The 24104-nt window shown below is 72.8% G+C and carries 20 protein-coding genes; 7 read left to right on the top strand and 13 right to left on the bottom strand.

Annotation, left to right across the window (positions count from 1 at the left end; genetic code table 11):
- Window positions 1-166: 166 nt before the first annotated feature.
- The 7 genes from OHB04_RS26985 (at window position 167) to OHB04_RS26955 (ending at window position 7914) form a co-directional block, all read left to right on the top strand.
- Window positions 167-1513, top strand: coding sequence for a sensor histidine kinase (locus tag OHB04_RS26985; protein ID WP_326808487.1), 1347 nt, complete (start codon window positions 167-169; stop codon window positions 1511-1513).
- Window positions 1501-2160 (top strand): response regulator transcription factor, encoded by a 660-nt coding sequence (locus OHB04_RS26980; RefSeq protein WP_326690234.1) that lies wholly within the window; start codon window positions 1501-1503, stop codon window positions 2158-2160. Before OHB04_RS26985 ends, OHB04_RS26980 begins: the two co-directional genes overlap by 13 nt.
- Window positions 2161-2296: 136 nt before the next feature.
- Entirely contained in the window at window positions 2297-3277 is a 981-nt protein-coding gene (locus tag OHB04_RS26975; protein ID WP_326808486.1) for a CPBP family intramembrane glutamic endopeptidase, read from the top strand.
- A gap of 225 nt (window positions 3278-3502) precedes the next feature.
- Window positions 3503-4687, top strand: a complete 1185-nt coding sequence (locus OHB04_RS26970; RefSeq protein ID WP_326808485.1) for an SUKH-4 family immunity protein — start codon at window positions 3503-3505, stop codon at window positions 4685-4687.
- A gap of 273 nt (window positions 4688-4960) precedes the next feature.
- Window positions 4961-5815: an endonuclease I family protein gene (locus tag OHB04_RS26965; protein WP_326690231.1), complete on the top strand. Its 855-nt coding sequence runs from the start codon at window positions 4961-4963 to the stop codon at window positions 5813-5815.
- Window positions 5816-6012: 197 nt separating this feature from the next.
- Entirely contained in the window at window positions 6013-6930 is a 918-nt protein-coding gene (locus OHB04_RS26960; RefSeq protein ID WP_326808484.1) for a cation diffusion facilitator family transporter, read from the top strand.
- Between the two features lie 312 nt (window positions 6931-7242).
- A complete protein-coding gene (locus OHB04_RS26955; RefSeq protein WP_326808483.1) occupies window positions 7243-7914 on the top strand; it encodes a LysM peptidoglycan-binding domain-containing protein in 672 nt (223 codons plus the stop codon).
- Window positions 7915-8047: 133 nt separating this feature from the next.
- On the opposite strand, the gene OHB04_RS26950 is transcribed toward OHB04_RS26955, so the two are convergent.
- The 13 genes from OHB04_RS26950 to OHB04_RS26890 all read right to left on the bottom strand — a co-directional run bounded on the left by OHB04_RS26950 (window position 8048) and on the right by OHB04_RS26890 (window position 24089).
- Window positions 8048-9757, bottom strand: a complete 1710-nt coding sequence (locus tag OHB04_RS26950) for a vWA domain-containing protein (RefSeq protein ID WP_326808482.1) — start codon at window positions 9755-9757, stop codon at window positions 8048-8050.
- A 243-nt stretch (window positions 9758-10000) separates the two neighbouring features.
- On the bottom strand, window positions 10001-13789 hold the full coding sequence (locus OHB04_RS26945; RefSeq protein ID WP_442814958.1) for a hypothetical protein: 3789 nt from the start codon (window positions 13787-13789) through the stop codon (window positions 10001-10003).
- A gap of 111 nt (window positions 13790-13900) precedes the next feature.
- The gene (locus OHB04_RS26940; protein ID WP_326692925.1) at window positions 13901-14380 is read right to left on the bottom strand and encodes a TadE/TadG family type IV pilus assembly protein; all 480 of its coding nucleotides are present in this window, start codon (window positions 14378-14380) and stop codon (window positions 13901-13903) included.
- A gap of 23 nt (window positions 14381-14403) precedes the next feature.
- A complete protein-coding gene (locus OHB04_RS26935) occupies window positions 14404-14823 on the bottom strand; it encodes a TadE/TadG family type IV pilus assembly protein (RefSeq protein ID WP_326690226.1) in 420 nt (139 codons plus the stop codon).
- Window position 14824: 1 nt separating this feature from the next.
- Window positions 14825-15280, bottom strand: coding sequence for a TadE family protein (locus OHB04_RS26930; RefSeq protein ID WP_405803750.1), 456 nt, complete (start codon window positions 15278-15280; stop codon window positions 14825-14827).
- Between the two features lie 9 nt (window positions 15281-15289).
- Window positions 15290-15544 (bottom strand): hypothetical protein, encoded by a 255-nt coding sequence (locus tag OHB04_RS26925; RefSeq protein ID WP_326690225.1) that lies wholly within the window; start codon window positions 15542-15544, stop codon window positions 15290-15292.
- Window positions 15545-15606: 62 nt separating this feature from the next.
- A complete protein-coding gene (locus tag OHB04_RS26920; protein WP_326808481.1) occupies window positions 15607-16536 on the bottom strand; it encodes a type II secretion system F family protein in 930 nt (309 codons plus the stop codon).
- Window positions 16533-17525, bottom strand: coding sequence for a type II secretion system F family protein (locus OHB04_RS26915; protein WP_326809530.1), 993 nt, complete (start codon window positions 17523-17525; stop codon window positions 16533-16535). The genes OHB04_RS26920 and OHB04_RS26915 overlap by 4 nt, the downstream gene beginning before the upstream one ends.
- Window positions 17526-17547: 22 nt before the next feature.
- On the bottom strand, window positions 17548-18855 hold the full coding sequence (locus tag OHB04_RS26910; protein WP_326692922.1) for a CpaF family protein: 1308 nt from the start codon (window positions 18853-18855) through the stop codon (window positions 17548-17550).
- Between the two features lie 2 nt (window positions 18856-18857).
- Entirely contained in the window at window positions 18858-19964 is a 1107-nt protein-coding gene (locus OHB04_RS26905) for a hypothetical protein (protein ID WP_326808480.1), read from the bottom strand.
- A gap of 115 nt (window positions 19965-20079) precedes the next feature.
- A complete protein-coding gene (locus tag OHB04_RS26900) occupies window positions 20080-20832 on the bottom strand; it encodes a hypothetical protein (protein ID WP_326690222.1) in 753 nt (250 codons plus the stop codon).
- Between the two features lie 717 nt (window positions 20833-21549).
- The gene (locus OHB04_RS26895; RefSeq protein ID WP_326690221.1) at window positions 21550-22665 is read right to left on the bottom strand and encodes a PucR family transcriptional regulator; all 1116 of its coding nucleotides are present in this window, start codon (window positions 22663-22665) and stop codon (window positions 21550-21552) included.
- A gap of 101 nt (window positions 22666-22766) precedes the next feature.
- Window positions 22767-24089, bottom strand: coding sequence for a hypothetical protein (locus tag OHB04_RS26890; RefSeq protein ID WP_326808479.1), 1323 nt, complete (start codon window positions 24087-24089; stop codon window positions 22767-22769).
- Window positions 24090-24104 lie beyond the last annotated feature (15 nt).

Here is a 24104-nt window from a genome sequence, read left to right as displayed (position 1 = left end):
TGGTTGTCCCCTCCGACGCCAGGGAGGTGAGCGCGCTCAGCCGAGCCCCTCAGCCGCCCGAAGTGAGGTACAGCAGGCTGTACTTCCCCTCTCGTCAGCAGCCGGGGAGCCCGCCCGCGCCGTAGGGTCTGCGGCGACGGGGGACGCCACTGGGGAGGGAGGGCCGATGGTGGACGAAGCAGCCGACGACGCCGGGCTCACGGCCGACGGGCTCAAGTCCGGCGAACTCAAGTCCGGCGGGCTCCAAGCCAGTGCCCGGCGCGCCGTCTCCGCCTCGCTGGCCGCCCTGGGGCAGCTCGTCGGCGGGTTCGGTACGGCCGTGCCGGCGCTCTTGCTCACGGTCTGGCTGGCTGTCACCGCGGTGGCGTGCCTGGCCGGGGTGGGGCTGCTCATGGCACCCGCCGGACTGCGGGTGCTGCACGCGCTGGCCGGCAAGGAACGCTCCCGGCTCGACCGCTGGGGCGCCGACATCCCCGCGCCGGGACCGGCGGCGACACGCCTGCGGCACGCCCTGGCCGACCCGGTCACCCGCCGCGAGGTGCGCTGGCTGCTCCGGCACGCCACCCTCGGCCTGCTGCTGGGGCTGGCCGGTGTGCTGTTGCCGGTCGTCGCGTTCCGGGACGGCACCTTTCCGCTGTGGTGGCAGCTGGTGCCGCCGGGTGTGACCGGCACGTCGTTCGGGTTCGGCAGCCCGCACTCCTGGCTGGACGCCTTCGCCGTGGCGCCGCTGGGGCTGGGCTGGATCGCCATCATCCTGGGGCTCACCCCCGGCATGGCGCGGTTGCAGGGGAAGCCGGGGCGCGAACTGCTCGCCGCCGGGCCCGAGACGGACCTGTCGCTGCGGATCGCGGAGCTGACCGCCACCCGCGCGGCGGCCCTGGACGCGCACGCCACGGAGCTGCGCCGGATCGAGCGCTCCTTGCACGACGGCGCCCAGAACCGCCTCGTCACCGTCACGGTCCTGCTCGGCGCCGTACGCCGCATGGTGGCCCGCGACCCGGCCGGCGCCGACGAACTCATCGAACGCGCGCAGGGCGCCGCCGAACAGGCGCTGGCCGAACTGCGCACCGTCTCCCGGGGCATCCTGCCGCCGGTCCTGGCCGACCGGGGGCTCGGCGGCGCCCTGTCCGGACTGGCCGCGGACTGCCCGGTCCCCTGCCAGGTGCGGGTCGAGATACCGGAGCGCTGCGCGGCCTCCGTCGAGGCGACCGCCTACTTCGTCGTGGCCGAGGCGCTGACCAACATCGCGAAGCACAGCGGGGCGACGGAGGCCGCCGTCACGGTCAGCGGAGGCGGGGGCGGGGGCGGGGGCGGGGGCGGGGGCGGGGGCGGGGGCGGGGGCCAACTGCGCCTGAGCGTCACGGACAACGGGCGCGGCGGCGCGAGCGACGAGGAAGGCTCCGGACTCACCGGGATACGCCGCCGGGTGGCGGCCCACGACGGTACGCTCCGCCTCACCAGCCCGGACGGCGGCCCCACCACCATCGAGGTGCACCTCCCATGCGGATCGTGATAGCCGAGGACGACCCGTTGCTGCGCGAGGGCATCGCCCTGCTCCTGCGCGCGGAGGGTCTCGACGTGGTGGCCACCGCGGGCACGGCCGAGGAGGTGCTGGCCGCCGTCGAAGAACACCAGCCCGACATGGCCATCCTCGACGTCCGCATGCCGCCGACGCACTCCGATGAAGGAATCCGCGCGGCCGTCGAGGCCCGGAGCCGCCGCCCCGGCCTGGCCGTCCTGGTGCTGTCCGCGTACGTCGAGCAGACCTTCGCCACGGAGCTGCTCACCGGCGGCGTAGAGGGGCTGGGGTATCTGCTCAAGGAACGCGTGGGCCGGGTGGAGGAGTTCCTGGACGCGCTGCGCCGGGTGGCCGACGGGGGCACGGCGATCGACCCCGAGGTCGTCGCCCAGCTCTTCACCCGCTCCCGCCAGGACAGCCGGCTGGAGCGGCTCAGCCCCCGCGAGCGGGAGGTGCTGGGGCTGATGGCCGAAGGGCTGGGCAACGCGGCCATCGCCGAGCGGCTGACGGTGACGGCCGGCGCCGTCCACAAGCACATCCGCAGCATCTTCGCCAAGCTGAACATGTCCGCCGCCGACGAGGTGGATCGCCGCGTCGCCGCCGTCCTGCGCTACCTGGAGGACGCGCGCCGCCTGGTCTGACCCGCTGTGGTCCGGTCCGACCCCCTGCGGTACAGCCTGCTGTACCGCCACTTCGGGTGTACGTGTCACTGCCCCCCGGACTCGCGACTGGTGTGCTCATGACGTCGCGTCAAACCACGTCCGAAGGGCCGCAGCGGTGAGCACTCACACAGACTTCAACGAGGAATCGAGGCCGGTCCACAGCGGCCGGAAGGACCCCGCCGGCCGGCCCGGCCCCACCGGCCGGAAGGAAGGCAGGCGCCTGCGGGATCTGGTCGCTCGCCGCCCCCTGGCCTGGTTCTTCTCGCTGGCCTACCTGCTGAGCTGGATCGCGTGGACCCCGTACGTCCTGTCCGAGAACGGCCTGGGCGTGCTGCACTTCTCCTTCCCCTCGGCGCTGGGCACCACCCAGCTCCTGGGAGTCCTTCCCGGCGCCTACCTCGGCCCGATCCTGTCGGCCTTCCTCGTCACAGCGGCCACCGGTGGCCGCCCCGCGCTGCGTGCGTGGGTGCGCCGGTTCGGCCAGTGGCGGGTGAGCCTGCGCTGGTACCTCGTGGTCCTCCTCTCCGTCCCCACCGCGCTCACCCTCGCCTTGGCCGCGCTGGCCGGCAAAGGCCCCGAGATGCCGAGCGCCGTCATACTGGCCGCGTATGTGCCCGGTCTGATCATGCAGATGCTCACCACGGGCCTCGCCGAGGAGCCCGGCTGGCGCGAGTTCGCCATGCCCCGCCTCCAGCGCCGCTACGGCCCGCTGGCCGGGACCCTGATCCTGGGCCCGCTGTGGGGCGCCTGGCACCTGCCGCTGTTCCTGAGCGACTGGGGCAACTGGCCGGACGTGACGTGGCTGATGCCGGTGGAATTCCTCGCCACAACCGTCGCCTTCAGCTTCGTGATGACCTACGTGTTCAACCGCACCGGCGAGAGCCTGCCGATGGCGATGCTGCTGCACACCGGCGTCAACAACTACTTCTCCATCGCCGGAGCGGAGCTGTTCCCCGGACTGTCCCCCGAGCGTACGGCGCACGCGTTCTTGCTCAGCGCCACCGTCCCGGCCGTCATCTTGCTGATGGCCACCCGCGGCCGGCTCGGCGCACCGGCGGCCGACGAAGTCCCGCCCCGGCCCACGCCGGTGGCCTGAGCGGAGGTTCTTCCGCGCGGCGGAACATGCGTGCCCGGCGCGGGGGCGAGTCCCGAAGGGGCGCGGGGAACCGCGCGACCGGCCCACAACACACCCGCACCCTGCACAGCACAGGCAGGGGCACCCCCTGCTCAGCACCCAGAGAGAGGGCAACAGAAAGATCCGCCGGACAGGCCATAGTGTCGGGCTCACAGTGATCAGCGCCAGCACGGGGGAGCGACCAGGATGCGCATCGACATGTCCGCACTGCCGGAGGGGCTCACGCACGGCCCGAGCAGGCGCTTTCTGACCGAGCGGGGGCTGCCCGAAGCCCCCGCCGCCGCCCTCGACTTCAGCGCCCCGGGCGAGGAGCGGCCGACGGCCCTCGCCGCCTTCACCGAGGGGGACGGCGGCGAGGCGGCCGGTGGCGAAGTGGCCGGTGGCGGAAGGCTGTTCGTCCTCGGCGGGGCCGACTACTCCGACGCCCGGGTGGTGCTCGACGGGGAGAGCGGCGAGGTCCACCTCGCCGAGTGGGTCGAGGGCGAGCTGCGCCACGATCTCCTGGCCTCCGGCCTCCCGGCCCTGGACGCGCTGATTAAGGAAACGGAGTCGGTCGCGGAGGGAGCCTGGGAGGACGCGGACGCGTACGACGGCCGCAGGGGCCCAGCCGTCGTCGCCGAAGTGCGCGAGGCGGCCGAGGCCCGCCTGCGCGCCGTCGACCCCCGCCTGTTCGCGGCCCACAGCCCCGACGCGCCCCCGCACTGGGGCACCGCGCTGCTGCTGCGGGCCCTGCGATGGGGTGCCCGCCGCGGCGGACCGGGCGGTCTCGCGTACGAGTTCGGCCCCGACCTGGTCGAGGAGCTGGCAGGGCTCGCCGACGGCGGCCGTGTGCACCGCTACCGGCCGGGCGATCTCCCGGCCTCCCTCACCCACGAGCCGACACGGAGGCTGCTGATCGAGTTCGGGCTGCCGCTCGGTGGCGAGCTTTTCGACGCCTGGGAAGAGCCGCTGCGCACCATGGCGGACGTCCATCCCGACCTCTACGCGGACCCTGACGCGTCATCCCGTGCGTACCAGCGCGACCACCTCGCGATCGGCCGGTGGGCGTGGTGCGACCTCACCGTCGCCCTCGACGGTGCCACCGGAGGGCTGGAGCTGCCGGAGGGCGAGGGCGAGCCCGAGGCATACCTCCATCAGGACCTCTCGGCGCTGCTCCACGCCTGGTGGCTGTGCGAGCGGGTGCGGGGCGAGTACTACGGCCGGTGGGACAGCGGCGACAGCGGGGACTGGCAGGTGTTCGACCCCTGCGACCTGCTGGCCGACCAGGGGGAGGCGCTGGTGGCGGCCGTCGACCCGGAGGCGTTCAGCACGCCAGGCCACTCCTGGCGGATGCTGAACGACGATCCGTACACGGGTGGGATGTTCGCCTGAGTCCGGAGCGGTCCGCACCACCCGCACACCTCCCGGCGCAGTCCCGGCGAAGTCCCGGCGCAGTCCCGGCCGGTCATTCGGACACCGGCCGTGCGGGGCGTGAATCTCCGCCGTCCGAGAGGTGAAATCCGCCGTCGCGCACAGGGTTCGCACATCGGGCCCCCTTGCGTCAGTTCGAATTTGTGGCAGGCTCCCCCGCCGTACGCCCATCGCGGGCCGTGCTCGGGTGAGTTGAGTCGCCGGGCGGGGTCCGCAGAGTTGAGAGGACCCCCCATGCGTGCATCTCACGCTCCTCGCGCTCCTCGCGCTACGCGCGTCACATGGCGGCCGTTGGCCGTCCTGGGAAGCGCGACGCTGCTGGCGCTGACCGCGCAGGCGCCCGCGTTCGCCGTGACCGCTCCCCCCACCCCCCGTACGGAAACGACGACCGTCGGCCCGTACGACGACGACTACTACAAGGACGCGCTCGGCAAGACCGGCCCCGAGCTGAAGACCGCGCTGCACGGGATCATCAAGGACGCCGACAAGCTCTCCTACAGCCAGGTCTGGGACGCCCTCAAGGTCACCGACCAGGACCCCTCGAACTCCTCGAACGTCATCCTGCTCTACACCGGCCGCTCACAGAGCGCCGACGACAACGGCGGCGACCCCGACCAGTGGAACCGCGAGCACGTCTGGGCCAAGTCGCACGGCGACTTCGGCACGGGCACGGGGCCCGGGACCGACATCCACCACCTGCGCCCGACCGACGTCTCGGTCAACAGCACGCGCGGCAACAAGGACTTCGACGAGGGCGGCGAGGAGGTCGAGGAGGCACCCGGCAACTTCACCGACGGCGACTCCTGGGAGCCCCGTGACGAGGTGAAGGGCGACGTGGCCCGGATGGTGCTCTACATGGCCGTCCGCTACGAGGGCGACGACGCCTTCCCCGACCTGGAGCCCAACGACAAGGTCGACAACGGCTCGGCCCCCAACATGGGACGGCTCTCGGCCATGAAGAAGTGGAACGAGCAGGACCCGCCGAGCGACTTCGAGAAGAACCGGAACGAGGTCATATTCGACAAGTTCCAGCACAACCGGAACCCGTTCATCGACCATCCGGAGTGGGTGAACGACATCTGGTCGTAACCCCCTGAACCGGTGACGGCGCAACGGGTGGCCCCGGCTTCGGGGCCACCCGTTTCCCTTACGGACACCCCGCAGAGGTCCCCGTACGGACATGCCATGGAAGGGGACACGGCGAAAGGACGACTCAGCACAGATCTCCTCACTTCACCCTCTCCGCTCCTTTCACCCCAATTCATCCCCTTTGCTAGTTTCTCGGCATGGGACACGCTCACGGCCCCGACACCCAGCGCTCCGCGGGAGCACGGCACCGCAGACCGCTGGCCATCGCGTTCACGATCACGCTGGTCTACATGGCGGCCGAGGTCGCCGGGGGTGTCGCCTTCGGCTCGCTGGCGCTGCTCTCGGACGCCGCACACATGGGTACCGACGTCCTCGGGCTCGGCATGGCGCTCGCCGCCATCACGCTGGCCAACCGGCCCGGACCGCGCCGCCGCACCTACGGGACGTACCGGCTTGAGGTCCTGGCCGCGCTCGCCAACGGGGTGCTGCTGTTCGGGGTGGCGGGCTATGTGCTCGTCGAGGCGGCGCTGCGCTGGGCCGCGCCGCCGGACGTGCCGGGGCTGCCGCTGCTGGTGGTGGCCGGGGGCGGGCTGGTCGTCAACCTGGTCAGCTTCCGGCTGCTGTCCTCGGGCGCGAAGGACAGCCTCAATCTGAAGGCCGCCCACCTGGAGGTGGTGGGCGACCTGCTGGGCTCGTTCGCCGTCCTGGCCGGCGCGGGGGTCATCCTCGCGACCGGCTGGCGCTACGTGGACCCGGTGCTGGGCGTCGCGATCGGGCTGTTCATCCTGCCGCGCGCGGCGCGCGTGATGGGGCAGGCGGTACGGATCCTGCTGGAGGCCGCGCCACCTGACATGGACGTGGCGGACGTTGAGGCCAGGATCGCGGCGCTGCCCGGGGTGGCCCATGTGCACGACCTCCACATCTGGACGCTCACCTCGGGCATGGAGGCGGCGACAGGACACGTCGTCCTGGACGGCCCGGCCCGGCCCACCCGCGTACTGGAGGGCGTACTCGCCCTGCTGGAGCGGGAGTACGGCATTACACACGCGACGATCCAGGTGGAGGAGCAGGGGCAGTGGCGGGCCGAGGAAGACCCTGAACACCCCTCGCATTAGGGCATCTTTGATCTTCTCTGAGCGATTTGGCGGGCTGCCCACGACGGAAAAGACAGTCACCGGCGGCACATCTCACACACGAGCGCTTCGCACCTGTGACGCTTGTCTCGCACGGCTACGTCACACCCTTCCCCGACGGTCCGGCCGTACTCGCATCACCAGCACAGATGCCGCTGTTGAGTGTCAAGCGCCTTTAACGATCTTTGCCGGCGTTTCTTGGAGCATCCGGACAGCTGTGCTTAGTGTCGCTGCGCTCGACCCGTTCGCCTCGAACTCCTGTGGCGGACAGCCGCGACCGTAAGGAAGAAGACCATGCTGCTCTCCGGCAAGGGCCGTCACCGTCGTCCCTCGAAGGCCGTTCGCATCGCGACCGTGACCGGGGTCGCCGGCGCCGCCGTGGCCATCCCGCTGGTGTCCGCCACCGGCGCGCAGGCCGCTTCCGTGGACACCTGGGACAAGGTCGCCCAGTGCGAGTCCAGCGGCAACTGGCAGGCCAACACCGGCAACGGCTACTACGGCGGCCTCCAGTTCAACAACTCCAGCTGGGCCGCCGCCGGCGGCACCAAGTACGCTCCCCGCGCCGACCAGGCCACCAAGGAGCAGCAGATCGCCACCGCCGAGAAGCTTCTCGACCAGCAGGGCCCCGGCGCCTGGTCCTGCGCCGGAGCCGGCGGCCTGACCTCCGGCGGCCCCGCCGCCGACGTCAACCCCGACAGCGGCGGCAGCGACAGCGGCTCGCAGGAGCAGCCGAAGCAGCAGGCGCAGCCCAAGCAGCAGCCCGCACAGCCGCAGCAGCGTGCCCCGCAGCCCGAGAAGGCGCCGCAGACCGGTCACGGCAACTACACGGTCAAGTCCGGCGAGACCCTCTCCAAGATCGCCGAGGCGCACCACACCTCGTGGCACGAGCTGTACCAGGACAACAAGTCCACCATCGGCGGCGACGCCGACCTCATTCTCCCGGGCCAGAAGCTCCAGGTCGGCTGAAGCGCCGGACTTCTCCCCGCAGGACCGCCATGGCCCGCGCCTCTTCCCCCGAGGGCGCGGGCCATGGCCCTTTTCCCGTCCTGTTCCGGCCTGTTCCGACCCGTTCAGAGCGATTCCGAACGGTCGGGTTCTCTTACTCCTCCGGCCGGTACGTCTCATCCCGCCCGTCGAGGCGTTCCGCCCTGCCGATGTCCGTCGCGAGGCGGTCGGCCGAGCGCAGGCCGGTCTCCTTCGCGAGGCGCCGCGCCTCGGTACGCAGGTCGCTCAGCGAGGGCGCCCCGGGCAGCCGGGACGGGGTGTCCTGCTCCTTCGCGGCAGGTTCGGGTTCGCCATCCGGACCGATGCTTCCCGGAGGAGTGCTTCCCGGAGGAGTGCTTTCCGGACGGGTGCCGTCCGGGCGGGTGCGCAGGGCGTCGGCGAAGTAGGCGGCGACGGCCGCCAGCCGCAGCCGGGACGGCACCTTCCCCTGCCCCTCGGCCGCCTCTTCCGACACCTCTCCGTCCGCGTCCCGGTCCGCGTCCCCGCCGGTCCTCTTCGTCCACAGGCTTCCGCCGGTCAGCGCCCCGACGCCCACCGTGCGCGACTCCTCGTGCGGCTTCCTGTTGTCGGGGTCCAGCCAGCGGACCCTCGCGGTGGCCGCGGGTCCCTGTGCGCCCTTGTTCAGCCGGACCGCGTAGAGCGCGGTGACGGTGTGGCCCGGCCCGATCTCGCCGCCGTCCACCCGGTCGTCGCGGAAGTCGTCGTCGGCCACCTTGCGGTCCTCGTAGCCGAGCAGCCGGAAGCTGTCGACGGTGTCCCGGTCGAAGACCACCTGCGCCTTGGCGTCCCGGGCGCGCAGGCCGATGTTGCGGGGCAGCTGGTTGACGAAGATCTCCTGGGCCTCGCTCATGGTGGACATGTACACGGTGTGCCCGTCGCCCTTGTTGGTCAGCTTCTCCATGAGCGCGTCGCCGTAGTCGCTGCCCACGCCGACGCCGAACAGCGAGATGCCCTGCTCCTTGCGGTGCGAGGCGACGCTGCGGAGGATCTCCTTCGCGTTCGTCTCCCCCGTGTTGGCCAGGGCGTCGGACAGCAGGACGACGCGGTTGGTGGCGCCCGCCTGCCGGTGCTCGGAGGCCTGCCGGTAGCCCTCCTTCATCCCGGCGCCGAGGTTCGTGCTGGCCTGCGGCTTCAGCTCCCCGACGGCGTCCCGCAGCCGCTTCCGGCCGCCGTCCCCCATGCGCGTCATCGGCAGCACGGTCTCCGCGTCGCCGCTGAAGGTCACCAGCGAGACGGAGTCCTGGGAGCGCAGCTTGCCGGCCGCCTTCTTCAGCGCGCCCTTCACCAGATCCAGCCGTCCCTCCCCGGCCATCGAGCCGGACACGTCCAGGACGAAGGTGAGCGCGGCAGGCCGACGCTTCGCATCCGGATTATCCGCCTTTGTCGCCAGGCCCACGCGCATCAGCGACCACCCGTCGCCCGTGCGGGCGCCGTCGGCGGAGACGGCGAAGCCGTCGTTGTCCGGCCGCTTGTAGCCCTGCGGGAAGCTGTTGACGAACTCCTCGGTACGCACGGTGCCCGGCGCGGGCAGCGCGCCGTCCTTCAGCGTGCGCCGTGCGTAGCTGTAGGAGGCGGTGTCCACATCCAGCGCGAAGGTGGAGCGGAAGTCGGCGGGTTCGGTGGGCTCGGCGCCCGGGGTTCCGCCGTCCTCACCCCTCTGGTATCCGGGGGCCGGTGCCCCGGCACCGCCTCCCTTTGCCGAGTCGTCGGCCATGTCCGTGGCTTCCTGCGATCCTCCGGTGCACCCGGCAAGCAGCCCCGCCGCCAGCGCACCCGCCGCCCACCTGCTCCATCCCCGCCTCATACGTGTCCCCTCACACCGTTGCCCCGTTGTGCGTTCGGGGCTGTGACGTGCCCGGGCACCGGGCGGACCCCGGTGGGGGGTTGCAACCGCGTGACGATCGTGACGATGGGGCAACAGCGGTCGTTCCAGGGGCCGTGAAGCCCGCTTCTCCTGCCCTCCGCCCGCCTCTCCTGCTCTCCCTCTCGCCGGGACGGCTCAGCCCCGGTCCGGTTCAGCCCTTCGAGGACTCAGCCCTTGGACGGCTCAGCCCCGGGAGGGCTCAGCACCGGGACGGCCGGGGCGCTGGTGGCCGGGGGCCAGCTCGTCCAGGAGGGCGGCGGTGCGCGGCGGCATCCCGCGCTCCGGGCCGTGCAGCCGCGCGCTGCGCTCCGTCACCCAGCGCACCGCCTCATCCAGTTCGGCCGGGTCCCCGGTGGCGTGGGCCGTGCGCAGCAGTTGCTCCCACAGCCGCTCGTCGGCCGCCGCGCTGCGCAGCGCGGCGCGGACGGCGGCCACGGCCTGCTCCGGCTCCTCGAAGCGCAGGTGCTCGGCGGCCAGCGCGAGCCCCGTCTCGGCGACGAGCAACGGGTGCTGCGCCTCGGTCACTTCGTACGCCAGCCAGCCGTACCGTCCCTCGGGCCGGTCCGAGAACAGGGGGCCGCGCGCCAGTTCCAGGGCGTCCGCGAGCTGGCGCCTGCGCAACTGCGGAGCGAGCCGGGCACCGCGCTCGCCGGTGCTGCCGTGGTGCAGGGTGCGCAGCACGTCCCAGTCCGAGACGACCGAGGGCCGCAGCACCAGCCTGCCGTCCGGGCCGGTGCCCAGCCGGGGCGTGCCGTCGGTCTCGATGCCCAGCCAGCGGCGCAGCCGCTCGATGAGCGCCTCGCACACGTCGTCCGTGACGCCCTTGGGCCACAGCGCCGAGGCCAGCACCCGGGGATGCACACCCTCGCGGTGCAGCAGGAGCAGTGCGAGGGCCTCGTGGAGCAGGGCGCTGCGCGACTCCTCCGGCTCCTCCAGGCCGAGGATCTCGTACGGGCCCATCAGCCGCGCGTAGACGGCGGGCCGCCCGCCGTCGCTCAGATCCACGCGGAAGGCCGGGCCTTCGCCCGCCTCCCCGGCGCCGTCCCCGTCCGCTCCGGCGAACAGCTCGACGACGGCGGCGCGCTGGGCCTCGGGCAGCAGCTGGGCACGCACCTCAAGGCCCATCTGCGGGGCGACGAGGGTGCCGTCGTCCCCGATCTCGAACTCCCATACGGTGCCGGGCAGTGCTCCGGCCGGGAGCCCGACGACACAGCCGACGCCGTCCGAAGCCAGCTCGGCCAGCCGTGCGGCCTCGTCCGCGTCGGGCTCGGTGCCGGTGCCGGTGCTTGTGCCGCTGCCGCTGCCGTTTCTGCTGCCGGTGCCGCCTCCGCCTCCGCCGACGAGCACGACGTGGGGCGTCCGCAGCGCGGAGCGCCCGTCCTCGCCCTCGCGCAGCAGCTCCGCCACGGTCGCGAGGTGCCGCATACGGTCCGGCGCGAGCGCCGTCAGCTCCGCGCCGAAGCCCACGAGGGTCAGGGTGACCCCCTCCGACCAGCTTCCGGTGGCCAGTTCGGCGGCGACGGAGGCGAGGAGCGAGGTGCGCTGCTCCTGGCTTCCGGCCACCGAGACGAGCCCCGGCACCGCCTCCAGGTTGAGCAACAGCCGCGTGGAGCCGCGCAGACCGAGGCTGACCAGGCCCGGATACGGGGCCGGCGCCGTGCCGTCCACGTCGACACGGGTGTGCACGCGCTGGATGGTCCAGAAGCTCGGGCTCTGCCCGAACCGCCACGGCGCGGGCGGCGCCCCGTACTCCTCCGCGAGCTGGAGGTGCAGCTCCTGGCCGCTCAGCCAGGCCGCGTAGACGACGGGCAGCGGCCTGCCCAGCTCGGTGAGGTCCTCGGCCAGCCCGCGCAGCGCACGGTCCAGGAAGCGCACGGCCTCGGGATCGGCGCCGACCAGCAGCGCGTCCCTGGCGGCTGCCGCCGGGTCGCTCGGCTCCGGGAAGTCGTCGCCGGGCCCCCGCCGCACGGCCCCGGTGACGGACTGCCACAGCGCCGCGCGCCGCCGCCTGCCCAGCGCGGCCAGCACCCCGGCGGCCAACAGCGGGGCGCCGAGGAGGGTTTCGGGAAGCCCGACGGAGCCGAGGAGGCCGCCGCCCTGTGCCTCGTCCCCGCCCTCGTGCCGGTCCTTGTCGCCCCCTTGGTCCTTCTGGCCCTGCTGATCCTTCTGGTCCGGGTTCAGCTCGTTGGTGCCGTCGGCGGAGTCGGGGAGACCGGCGTTGGCGAGGTCGGAGGAGGAGTCGTCGCCCTTGCCCCCCTTGCCGTCCTGCTGCTTGCCGGAGTCCTGCTGCTTGTCCGCGTCCTCGTGCGCGTCCGAGTCCGAGTCCGAGTCCGACGAGGGGGCGTCCGGTACCGAGACCTCCGGTCCGGTCCGCTCCTGGGCGGAGCCGCTGTCCGGCACCTCGGGCGAAGTGCCGGGGGCGCCGGGGCGGATGACGTCCGGCTGGGGGATGCCGGGACCCGGCAGTCCGTCCTCGTCGCCGGTGTCCAGGCCCAGCTCGTCCGGGCGGGTGGACTGCTCTCCCGGGGCCTCGGGCACCGACTGTTCCTGGCGGTCGGGCGTGTGCTCGACGGGCGGGACGACGTCCGTCTCGTCCTTGGCACCGCCCTTGTCGCTGTCCCGGTCGCTGTCCTTGTCGCTGTCCTCGTCGCCGGGCTGAACGCTGGGCTGATCGCTGTCCTGGTCGCCGGGCTGGATGTCCGGCTGATCGTCGGGCTGCTTGTCACGCTGGTCGCCCGGCTCGTCCGGCTGTTCGGAGCGGCCGGGATCTTCCGTACCCTCCGGCGCGTCGGGCTTCTCCGTACCCCCCGGCGCGTCCGGCTTCTCCGTACCCTCCGGCGCGTCCGGCTTCTCCGTACCTCCGGGCTGTCCGGTGTCTCCCGGGTCGTCCGGCTGCTGCCGCTCATCCGTGCCGTCGGGGCGCGGGGGCTGTTGCTGCTGGGCGCCATCGCCCTGCCCGCGGTCGCCGCCGTTGTTCTGGTACGCCTCGTACTGGCCGCGCTCGCGGGCGCTGATCTCGCGGGCGTCATCGGGCATTTCGACCAGCTCGCCGCCGTGGGCGTCGGCGGGCATCTCCATGATCCAGCCCGGTCTGATCAAGCTGGCCTCGGACAGTTTCGAACCATCCGGCTGCACCCTGTCCTTGTTGAGGCGGTAGATCTCCTTGTAGCGGCGGCCGTCGTTCAGGTGCCGCTCGGCGACCTCCCACAGTGAGTCGTGGTGGCGCCCCTGGGGCGGCTGAATTCGGTAGAACTTCGTCTTCGAGGAGGCCGCCGCGGGCGACGAGGCCGCCGAAGCGCGATCTGTCCCCGCCGGGTCCTCCGGGCCGCGCACCGTGTTCGCCTGTTTTCTACTGCCATCCGGTGCGAGGCCGCCGTCCCCGTCCCCGTCACGCTCCCCCATGGTGCTCATACCGGCCCCGGACGCATGCGCTGCTTGGGCGACGCCGTGCTGCGCTCCTGGGGTCAGCTCGGCCGCCGCCACGGTCTGCTGATGGTGCGGCTGGAACCCGGGGCCCAGCTGCGCCAGTCCGGGCGCGAAGCTGCCCGCTGTCGACCCCAGCAGCAATGCGGCGGCCACCAGTTGCCGCGCCAGCATCTGGCTGGGCCCCGCCCCCGGGACCCGCGCGGGCAGGCCCACCCCGGAGACGGCCCCTTTCACCTCGACCAGCACACACGCCGTGAACTGCGCCCAGGCCAGCCACACCACGACCGTCAGCACGTCGATGAAGACGCCGGCGCTGACCTCGTCGCGCAGCGTGTCCAGGGACGGCATCTGGTGCGGCAGCGGCCAGCCGATGACGTACGCCAGCGCCACCGGCACCCCCACGACCAGCACGGCCAGGGCGACGACGGCGCACAGCGCCTTCATCACGTCCCCGAACGTGCGCCGCGTGCGCACCGGAACGGGCGTGCGCGTGCGGGCCCTGGGCCCGCCCGGGGCCGGTGCCGGTGTCGTACTGCGGCGCGCCATGTCGTGTGCTCCCGAGGGCTAGAGGGACGAAGGCTGGAAGGGAGGGGGGTAGAGGGCGGATGGGGGGCGGGGCGGCTGGAGGGCGGATTGCCGGGCGGCCCGTCGTGCGGCTCAGCCCGTCACGGACTCTGCCTTGGCCGTGCCGTGGACCGTGAGCGGTGCGCTGTAGAACAGCCCGGTGAGCACCGGCCGGTAGGTCAGCCGGATGCGCACCTCGACCTGCTGGGCGCTCGCCGCGACGCAGCCGGATGCCGCGACATCGGCGCCCGACAGGCCCGACTGGCGGGCGAACTTGCCGACCCGCTGGGGGCAGTTCTCGTAGTTGATGGGCGCGTTCTTGCCCTGGCTGGCACGCAGGGCCTCCTCGTCGATGTCCTGTGCCGCGTAGCGCGCGGCCTGTTCCGCGATGTCGGCGGCGCGTTCGCGCTGCGAGATCGACAGACCGCCGTCCACCACGAAGGCCGCGAGCACCAGGAACAGCAGCGCGAAGATGATGACGGCACCGGCGCCCGACCCGCGGTCGTCGCAGGCGTCGCGCCGCGTCCGCAGCCACCCCCGCGCCGTCGCGTCCCACCCCGGACGCGCGTTCATCCGGTGCTCCGGCAGGCGCGCGTTCATCCGGTCCTCCGGTACGGGTCGATCGGCGAACTCGACCGCCCCGCGATCTCCTTGGCGATGTCCAGGCCCAGCAGGTCCAGCCCGCGCACCCGGCAGCTCACCTCGACGGTGAAGAGCCCTCCGGAGCGGTAGTCGCTGCCCGCGTCCCGTACGGTCACGCCTCCCGCGCAGGTGCCCCGCAAGGTGGCGGTCGCCGCGCGCTGTGCCGCGTTCATCGCGGCGCCGTGGCCGCCGTGCTGGAGGGAGCCCGCGCGTGCGGCGTCCCGTGCGGCGCTGTCCACGGCGCCCCGCCCGTCCACGAGCTGTCCGAAGCCGACGAGGACCAGGATGAAGAGCATCATCACCGGCGCCAGGATCACGACCTCGATCGTGGACAGCCCCGCGTCCCCCCAGCGCTCCTCCGGGCCGCGCTCCACCTCACTCACCCCCGTCCGGCACGAACCGCTCGACCGGGCCCTGGGACAGGGCATGCACATCGAGGTCGAGACCGGGAAAGACGGCGGGCACCTTGGCGCGGATCTCCACCCCTACGGTGTTCGCCTCGGGTTGCAGCATCCGGACGTCGGGTTTCAGCACGAGCTTGGGGCCGAGCTGGTCGATGTAGGTGCCGGAGGTGGCGGCGGCCTTGCCCCGCCAGCCGCCCGGGTCGGCGTCCGCCTCCTGGCGCGCCTTGCGCGCTCCGGCCTGTGCCGCCGCCTGTGCCACGTGGTCGGCGAAGAAATACAGCGCGAACTGCACGCTCGCGAAGAGCAGCAGGAAGAGCACCGGGGTGAGGAAAACGAACTCGATCGCGCTCATGCCGCTGTCGCCGCGGCGGGAGATCTCCTCCCACCTGCGGCGTGCCCACGTCGCGAGTCGTCTGCCCCCTCCCACCGGCGGTGCCTAGCAGGTCCCGTCGGCGTCCGCGCCGTCGATGCAGTCGCTCACCTTGTCGGCGCCGTTGCGCAGCGCCATGTTGATGATGGCGGCGACCACACCGACGATCGCGACGACGACAGCGGAGATGATCACCCACTCGACGGCGGAGGCGCCCCGGTCCAGCTCGCCGGAGCGCGCCCGCTCGATGCGGCCCCGTACGAAGGTGACGAGCAGGTCGAGGGCCGGATGGCTCACGGAGCGGAACGGATTGGTCGGCATCGTTCTCAGTCCTTTCCCAAGAGGGTCGTGGGGGGGGGCGGATGTGCGCGCTGCCCCCGAGGTCAGATCTGGAAGACGCGCATGGCAGCCGGATAGATGAGGAAAACGAGAAATCCGGCGCAGAGCATCAGCTGGGCCACGAGCATCGACTGGGACTTCTCACCCGCGCTGCCCTCGATCTCGGCCAGCTCCCTGTGCCGCATCGTCTCCGCGCGCGAGGCGAGCGAGGCGCGCACCTTGGCGCCGTCGTCGGCGACCAGCGCGAGCGAGGCCGACAGATCCTTGAGTTCGTCCACGCCGAGGCGCGCGCCGAGCCGGCCGAGTGCCTGCCACTGGCTGTGTCCGGTGATCCGCGCGTCCGCGAGCGTGTCGCGGATACGGCGCAGCGCCCAGCCGTCACCGACCTCGCTCGCCGCCTTCAGCGCCTCGGGCAGTCCGCGCCCGCCCGCCAGGTTCATGGCGACCAGGTCGAGGTAGGCACCGACCACGCGCCGCAGGTCACGCCGCTTGGCGGCGGCGTCCCGCCGGACCTCCAGGTCCGGCAGCATGAAGAACAGCCCCGCGAAGAACAGCGCCAGCCACAGCGGGATCAGCGGGCTGCGGCCGAACCCGATCAGCCAGGCGATGGAGAACAGGAACGGGCCGAAGAACAGCCCGGCGGCCCCCAGCAGCACCTTGGTGGCCAGGAAGTTCTCCCAGGGGCGCTCCAGCAGGTCCAGGTCGGAGCGCAGGCTGCGCAGCTCCCAGCCCTGCCGCACATACAGGTCGGCGACGCGCGCGCCGATCCGGGCCCGCGCGCTGCCGATCCGTCCGGTCTCCTCCGGTGCGCCGCCCGCGCCCGGCGGGTGGGTGGCGGCGCGGGCGCGCAGCGCGTCGATCTCCGCGACGGAGGCGACGACGCTCTTCTTGCCGGGGGCGAGGGCGCGGACGAGCAGGAAGACGCCGATGCCGACGAGGGCACCGGTCAGCGCGGTCAGCGTGAACGGGTTCATCCGGGCAGCACCTCCTTGCCGTCGGCGGTACGGGGACTACCGCCCGGCCCCTCGGCGGTGCCCGGGGCGGCCGTCGGAGCCGTGGTGGGCGTATTGGCCGTGCGCGGTGCCAGCGCGTCCAGGTCGGCGCGGACGAGGAAGCGCTCGGGCGTCTCGATCCGCGACAGCTTGCGCAGCCACCAGAAGCCGCAGGCGAACATCCCGCACACACACGCCAGGACGGCCTGGCCCAGCGGGGTTCCGTAGGGCTGGACGAAGTCCCGGTTGAAGACGGCCAGGCCCAGCACGAACGCGACGCTGACGCCGACCACGATCTGCACGCTGCGCCGCGTGGAGGCCCGCTGGGCCATCACCCGCTGGCGCATGTCGACCTCCTCGCGCGCCGACTTGGCCAGCGCGCCCAGCACCTCGCGCAGCCCGGGGCCGCGCAGCTTGGAGTTGAGGATGAGCGCCGCGACGACGATGTCGGCCGAGGGGTCGTCCAGTTCGTCCGCCAGGTGCTGGAGCGCCACCGGCAGCGGGGTGCGGGCGCGCAGCCTGTCGATGAGCGCGTCCAGGTGCGGGCGCAGCGAGGGCGCTGCGGCCCGGGCCGAGGCGGGGATGGCCTGTTCGAGGCCGACGGCGCCCGCGATGGTGTCGCGCAGCGACTCCGTCCAGGCGGCCAGCGCCTCCACGCGCCGCATGCCCGCGCGCTCCTCGGCCGCGCCGCCGAACAGCTTCTCCCACAGGAAGACCAGCACGCCGGTGGCGAGGGCCGCGATGGGCCAGCGGGTCAGCAGCAGCACCAGCAGCCCGGCGCACACGGCGATGGACCCGCGCCTGCTCATGAAGCGGGCCAGCTCGAAGGCGCGCCGCCCCGAATCCCGCTTCTGGTCGGGCGTTTTGGCCGGCAGCCCGACCAGCGCGACGATCAGCAGCGCGAGCCCGCCGCCCACGGCGATCCCGCACCCCAGCGCGAAGAGCGTGGCCAGGGAGAAGATGCCGCCCATACCTCCGGTGACAGGCACACTCTCACCCCCAGTTCCCGGTCGGCTTGTATCCGTGGAAAGCCAGCTCCTGCGCGCAGGAGACCGGCGCGTGTGCCAGCAGCCGCCCGTCGGGCGCCTGCGCGAACACCTCGCTGGAGAGCACGCGCCCGTCCACTCCGTTGATCTCGCGTACGGAGGTGACCGAGCGGGTCAGCCGCCCGCCGCTGGAGAAGGCGTTGCGGCGCTCGAGGAAGACGACGAAGTTGATGGCGCCCGCGACCAGCATCTGCGTGGCCTCGATCGGGAGCCGTTCGGCGGCCTGGAGCGCGTAGGTGGAGATGCGGTTGAAGACCTCGCTGGAGCTGTTGGCGTGGATCGTGGAGAGGGAGCCGTCGTTGCCCTGCGACATGGCGTTGAGCATGGTGACGATCTCGTCGCCCAGGACCTCGCCGACGATCACCCGTGAGGGGTTCATCCGCAGGGACCTGCGCACCAGCTCCGCCATGCTGATGGCGCCCTGGCCCTCGGAGTTGGCGAGCCGCTCCTCGAAGGCGACCACGTTCGGGTGCAGTTCGGCGAACTGGTCCAGGCCCAGCTCCAGCGCGCGCTCCACCGTGATGAGGCGCTCGGGCGCGGGGATCTCGTTGGCCAGCGCGCGCAGCAGTGTGGTCTTCCCGGCGTTGGTCGCCCCGGCGATCATGATGTTTTTGCGGGCGCGAACTGCGGCGGTCAGGAAGCTGCCCAGCTCGGGGGTGAGCGTGCCGTTGCCCACCAGGTCGGAGATGAAGACCTTGCCCATGCGGGCGCGGCGGATGGACAGCGCGGGCCGCCGGGTGACGTCCATGACGGCGGAGAGCCGGGAGCCGTCGGGCAGCCGCAGGTCCAGTTGCGGGTTGGCGGTGTCGAACGAGCGGGAGGACAGGCCCGAGTAGGCGCCGAGGATCTGGATCAGCTCCACCAGTTCCTCGTCGGAGTCGGCGACGGGCTCGCCGCGGGTCTCGTATCCGTTGGCGTAGCCGACGAAGACCTGGTCGTAGCCGTTGACGTCGATGTTCTCGACCTCGGGGTCGTCCAGGAGCGGCTGGAGGCGGCCGACGCCGAAGAGCGCGGCGTGCACGGCCGCCGCGTACGCCTCCTCGCCCTGCGCGTCGGGCGGGGTGCGGCCCGTGGTGATCTCGGCGCGCGCGTACTCCTCCAGGATCTGCGCGATCACCGCCCGCGCGAACTGCCGCTCGTCCTCCGTGGACATGGGCGCGACGCCGGATGCCTGGTCGATACGGCGCTGCTCGGCGATCCGGTCACCGGCCTCCTGCCGGAACCGCTTGACGAGCTGGTGGTCCACCACGGTCACGGTCACGGCGCCGTCCCCTCACCGCCGGGGAGCGGCGCGGGCGCCGAGGGCAGCGGCCGGCCGCCGACGGCACGGATGCGCTGGGTCTGCTCCTGCGCGGGCCCTCCGGGCCGGGACTCCTGTCCCGGCTGCACCGCTCCTGGCATACCGGCGCCGCTTCCGGCCCCCTGCTGAGGGCGGGGCGGCTGTCCGGCGGGCTGGGGCGGAAGTGGGGACCTCGGGTGCGCCTGGTCCACCCGCTGCGGGGCGGGGGCGGACGCCACAGCGGGCGCGGGCCGCGCCGCAGGCTGTGGAGCGGCGCTCGACCAGGCGGCGCCGTACTGCTGGTGCAGGTCGGCGGCGACCTTGCGCACCGACCGTACGAGCAGCGACTTCTCCACCCGCCCTCGCCGGCGGCCCGCCAACTGCTCGGCGCCCGCAGGGTCGTACGCGATCACTCCGAGCACCTGCGCCCCGGCCCGGGAGGCGACGAGCATGTCGTTGACCTGGCTCGCGATCTTCGCGGCGCCCTGCGCCTCCGCTATCAGCAGCACTCCGATGAGCGGCTGGGCGAGCTGCGCCACGCCGCGCTGCCCGCCGTGCAGCCGCGCGGAGAGCGCCGCTGCGCGGTCGCGAACGCGGGCCACCTGGCCGGGCTCGCCGCGCGCGACGAGCAGCACCAGCGCGGCGTGCGGGAAGAGCGCGACCGAGGTGGCCTCGGGCCCGACGCGCCCGCAGTCGGCGATGACGTCGGCCGCGAGCTGAGGGTGCGGGGACTCGGCGAGCGCGCCGAAGGCGCGGCCGAGGGTGTCCCACTGCCCCGCGAGACCGGCCGACTGCTCGCCGTTTCCCAGTCCGACCAGCACCTCCAGCCCGCCCGCCAGATGCTGCGCGTGGTCCCACAGCTGCTCGGCGGCCAGGCCCTTGCGGGCGGTGGCCGCGAGCGAGAGCAGCCCCGTGTTCGGATCCAGCGGGCCGCCGTCGGTGCCCACGCCCCGGTAGACGAGGTCGCCGCCGGCGGTGTCCACCTCGGCCAGCAGTGCGCGGCGCGGCCACACCGCCGAGAGGGCGACGGCGGCCGTGGTGACCCCGGGTGCGCCCTTGTCGGCGGCGAGTGCGATCAGCGCCATCCAGCTACGCCCCTCTTCGGCTCGTTCTCATGCCCCGTGCTCGCGGGGAGGGCCGGGCGCGCCGTCCGCGCGTCCCGCGGCCGGTGCCACGCTGCCGCGGCGCGCCCGTTCAAGATCAGTTTCCGTTGACGGAATCGAGCACGAGGGATACTTCCCCGTTTGAGGCCGCCGCCGTCAGCTCGGCTACATCGGCCTTGTCCACGACGATCGAGACCGGCAGGTCACCGCTGTAACCGGTGCCTCCCGACTCCTTCTTGATCGTCTGCACCCTGGCGCTCTCGGCGAGCACCGCGTCGGCCGAGGAGCCGTCCCCGGAGCCGCCGGAGCCGCCGGTGCCGCCCTGGTCGTCGTCGGAGCCGCCGCCCGAGGGGGCTTCGCGGTTGCCGACGCGGTAGGCGGAGACGGTGTCGCCCTCCTCCAGGCGCGGCGGGTACTGGCCGTTCTTCAGCGAGAGGCCGACCACCGCCTTACCCCTGGCCAGGCCCTTCTCCTTGGTGAGCATGCTGCCCACCAGCACGGTGCCGTCGACCAGGTCGGTGGCGGAGCGGTACTTCTTGAGCAGCCCGCGCTGTTCCCAGCGGACGTACTTGACGTCGCTGTCCTCGGCGACCATCACCGACTTGATGGCCGAATCCGGCACCGGCTGGCCCTGCGGTACGCGCTGGGTGAGCGCGACGGCCTCGACCCTGTCCCCGGCCCGCATCACCAGGACGGTCGCGCCGAGCGCCCCGAGCAGGACCAGCAGGACGGCCAGCGCCGCCAGTGCGGGCTTGCGCTCCCTGGGCGCCGACGGCAGCCGGTCCCCGGTGGGAGCGGCGATCGCGGCCGGACGATTTGCTCCCGCAGCGCTTCGCTCCTGAGTCCTCATCACACCGCCCCCGTCGCCTCGCGCGTCATTGTGTGCATCAACTCGCCCCCGTCACCGCCATGTCGGACATGCGCCCGTGAACCAACAGGCAGCTACGCCATGTAAATCCAAGGCACAGTATCAGCGCCCCCAAGGCCCCTCAAGGCGGTTCCGGACGCCGCGGCCCCCTCATGGAAGACGCCATCGCCCCCTCGTGGGAGGGGAGTTGCGACAACAGGAAACAGGCGGAGGAAAGACGAAAGCAAGACATCCGCCTCCCGTCCGAAAACCGCCATCCGCCGCTCGCGTCTCTTCTCGTGGTTCCGGCAACCACCGAAAGCCGCGTCGCACACAGCGGGCGGGCGCGGAGCCCTGCTACCTCCCTCTCCGAAGCCGATGCCTTCACCCCCGTGGAAGGCATCGACTCCGCTCCACCCGTGCGCTGCCACCTGCGAAGACGGAGCGCACGTGTGGAGCCGGCGGCGGCGCGGACCTACAGGTCGCACGCTCCCCCGTCGCCGGACACCGTCACCCCCGTGCGGTGTGCGCTCATCCTGACATCCGTCATAGCAACAGCACACTGCCAGATCCCGGCAATCTTTACGTCGCTCTTATGTCCTGCTCACGGTGCAACCGCGGCCGGTTCCGGCCCCCTGGTACAGCTGTGCCACGCCCGGGCAACAGCTCCGTCCCGGACTCCGCCCCCGCCCGCCGGGCCGCCAGGACCCGGCACTGCGGCTACAGCTCGGTGTCCGGCCAGTCCAGCAGCCGTGCGCCCAGCTCGGCGGTCTCCAGGGAGAAGCGCTGGAGCGCGTCACCCGGGTCGTAACCCGTCAGCGCCTTGATGCGCTCCAGCCGGTAGGACAGTGTCCGTACGCTGACGCCCAGCCGCCGCGCCGCCTCGGCGTTGACGTAACCGGCCGCCGCGCACACCTCGATCGTCCGCAGCAGCGGCTTGGCGCCGCCTCGCGCCTGGGTGAGCGGGCCCAGCACCGAACGCACCAGATCCGCGATCGCCGGCCGGTCGCGCAGCAGCACGGGGAAGACCAGCATCTTCTCCGCGCTCAGCCGCACCTGGTGCAGCCCGACGCGGTCGGCGAAGGTAAGGGCCTCGACCGCCTCGTCGTAGCTGCGCACCACCCCGCCCGCGCCCGAGTGTTCGCGCCCGAGCACGACCCGGTGCGCGGCCGGGCATCCGGGGCCCGGGTCCTCCGCCAGCCGCGCGAAGGCGTCCAGCACGGTGCTGTCGCCGCTCGAGGCGATGCACACCAGCCGTCCCTCCTTCGTGGACAGCAGCACATCGCGCTGGCCGAACCGCCCCAGCAGATCGCGTTCGATACGGCGTACGGCCGGGTGCACGTCGTCGTACGGCTCGCCCGCCGCCGCCACCGCCACCGCGTGCCGGTCGGCCAGATGGAGCCCGAAGCGCTGGGCGCGCTCGGCGAGCCGGCTCAGGTCGCTGCGCCCGTAGAGCAGGTCGTCGATGAACTCGCGGCGCTCGCCCTCCTCCTGGCGCACCGCGAGCCGCTGCGCCCGCTCGTGCCCCTCGCCGAGCGCGGCCACGGCGGCGTCCACCGCGCACAGCACCGCTTCCCCGGTGCGCACATGCCCCTCCGTGCCGCCGTCGCGCCCCGCGTTCACCACCCCCGGCAGCGTGCTCCACAGCCGCCGGGTCTCGCCCAGGTAGAGGCCGACCAGGCTCTGGAGGCCGTGCCCGCATTCGGCGGCGCGCTCGCCCAGCTCACGGAAGGCGTCCAGTTCGTCGCGCCGGGGCAGTCTGCCCGTGCGGGAGACCTCGGAGAGCAACCGTGGATAGTCCCCCAGGAAGGCGCTGGGTATGGTCTGGCGTTTCACGTGGCTCTTCTCCCCCGGCAGTTCCTGATGCGGACCCCTCCCGGGCCCGTGGGCCCCGTGGACGGAGGGACAGCGTAGGCGAGGAGGGGCCCGGGGCCGCGCTACTCGTCACCGTCCGCGACCGGCTCGGTGACCAGACGCAGGAAGCGGGGGCGGTAGTAGGCGACGTCCTGGTGGATGGCGCCGGTGGAGTTCATGACGTTGACGTCGTAGCTGATCAGCAGCCCACGCCCGCCACCGCTGCCGCCTCCGTCGTCGGAGCTGAACTCCGCGTGCGCCTGCGGGTTGTAGGGGACGGCGCCCGCCCGCGTCGCACCCGGCGGGAGCGGTGGCGCGGCGACCTTGGAGGGACCGTGCCAGGGGCCCGTCGGTGTGCACGACCAGTACGAGACCACATCCGTGACGCCGCCGCCGTCCGGTGCGCCCGCGTCCATGGTCAGCAACAGCCAGGTGTCCCCGCGGCGGACGACGGTGTAGGTGCCGGTGGCACCGCGCTGCGCGGTCTCGCCGACGAGTATCGGCACCGAACGGGCCGGGTCCTCCTGCCAGCCGAGGCCCTTGGCGCCCGCGCTGGACCCGCCGCTCCCGCTCGCGGCGCCGCCCCAGAACTGCCAGGCATCCGGATCGTCCAGCCGTCCCACCGGGGCCCGCGCGACGTGGGCGCGGGATGCCTTGCCGCCGACGCTGCCCTCGTCGGCGCCGAACACATAGGTCCAGCCGCCCTCGCCGAGGGCCGAAGTGCCGTACAGGACGCGGCGTTCGACGTCGGTGTGCCTGGGCTCGTAGACGCTGGTGACGCCCTCCAGTTCGAGGCCGGGCAGCGAGAACGTCGCCACCTCGCTGGCGCGCGGCACGCCGTAGATCCACGGCGCCTGACCGGCCTCCCGCTGCCACAGCAGGACGCGTACGACCTTCTCGTCCGAGCCGGGGCGGCGCGGCTCGACCACCGCCTGCACCGGCCAGCGCCACACCTCGCGCCCGCCCTCGGCCGCGGTTCCGGGAAACAGCGCTGTCGGCCGGGACTCGGTGCCGCCCAGGAGCGTGCGCTCGAACTTGCCGCCCGCGGACATCACCAGGCCGGAGTTGCGCACCCATACGGGATTGGGCTTACGGCTCCTGCCGCCGTAGACCTCGTCGAGGAAGGTGTCGGCCGACATCCACAGCGTGCGCCCGTCCGGCAGCCGTACGGAGCGGGTGCCGTCGCCGCCCGTCCAGTCGTCCGGCCGCGCGTTGTCGTTCCCGTACCGGGCCAGCTCCCGCGTCATGCGCTCATCGGCGCGCCACCCGGTGACGTGCGCCCCCGCACACTTCCGGCCCCCGCCGTCGCCGGGCACCGACAGCAGCGCGGCCAGCAGTATCAACGCAGCCAGCAGCCCCAGCCCGATGTTCCACCGGGCGCCCCTGACCGGCCAGTGACGCGTCATCGGCTACAGGCTGCA

This window comes from Streptomyces sp. NBC_01775, assembly GCF_035917675.1.
Classification (GTDB): Bacteria; Actinomycetota; Actinomycetes; order Streptomycetales; family Streptomycetaceae; genus Streptomyces.
Note: the sequence above shows the minus strand (reverse complement) of the source record. Positions and strands in the feature narration are given on the sequence as shown.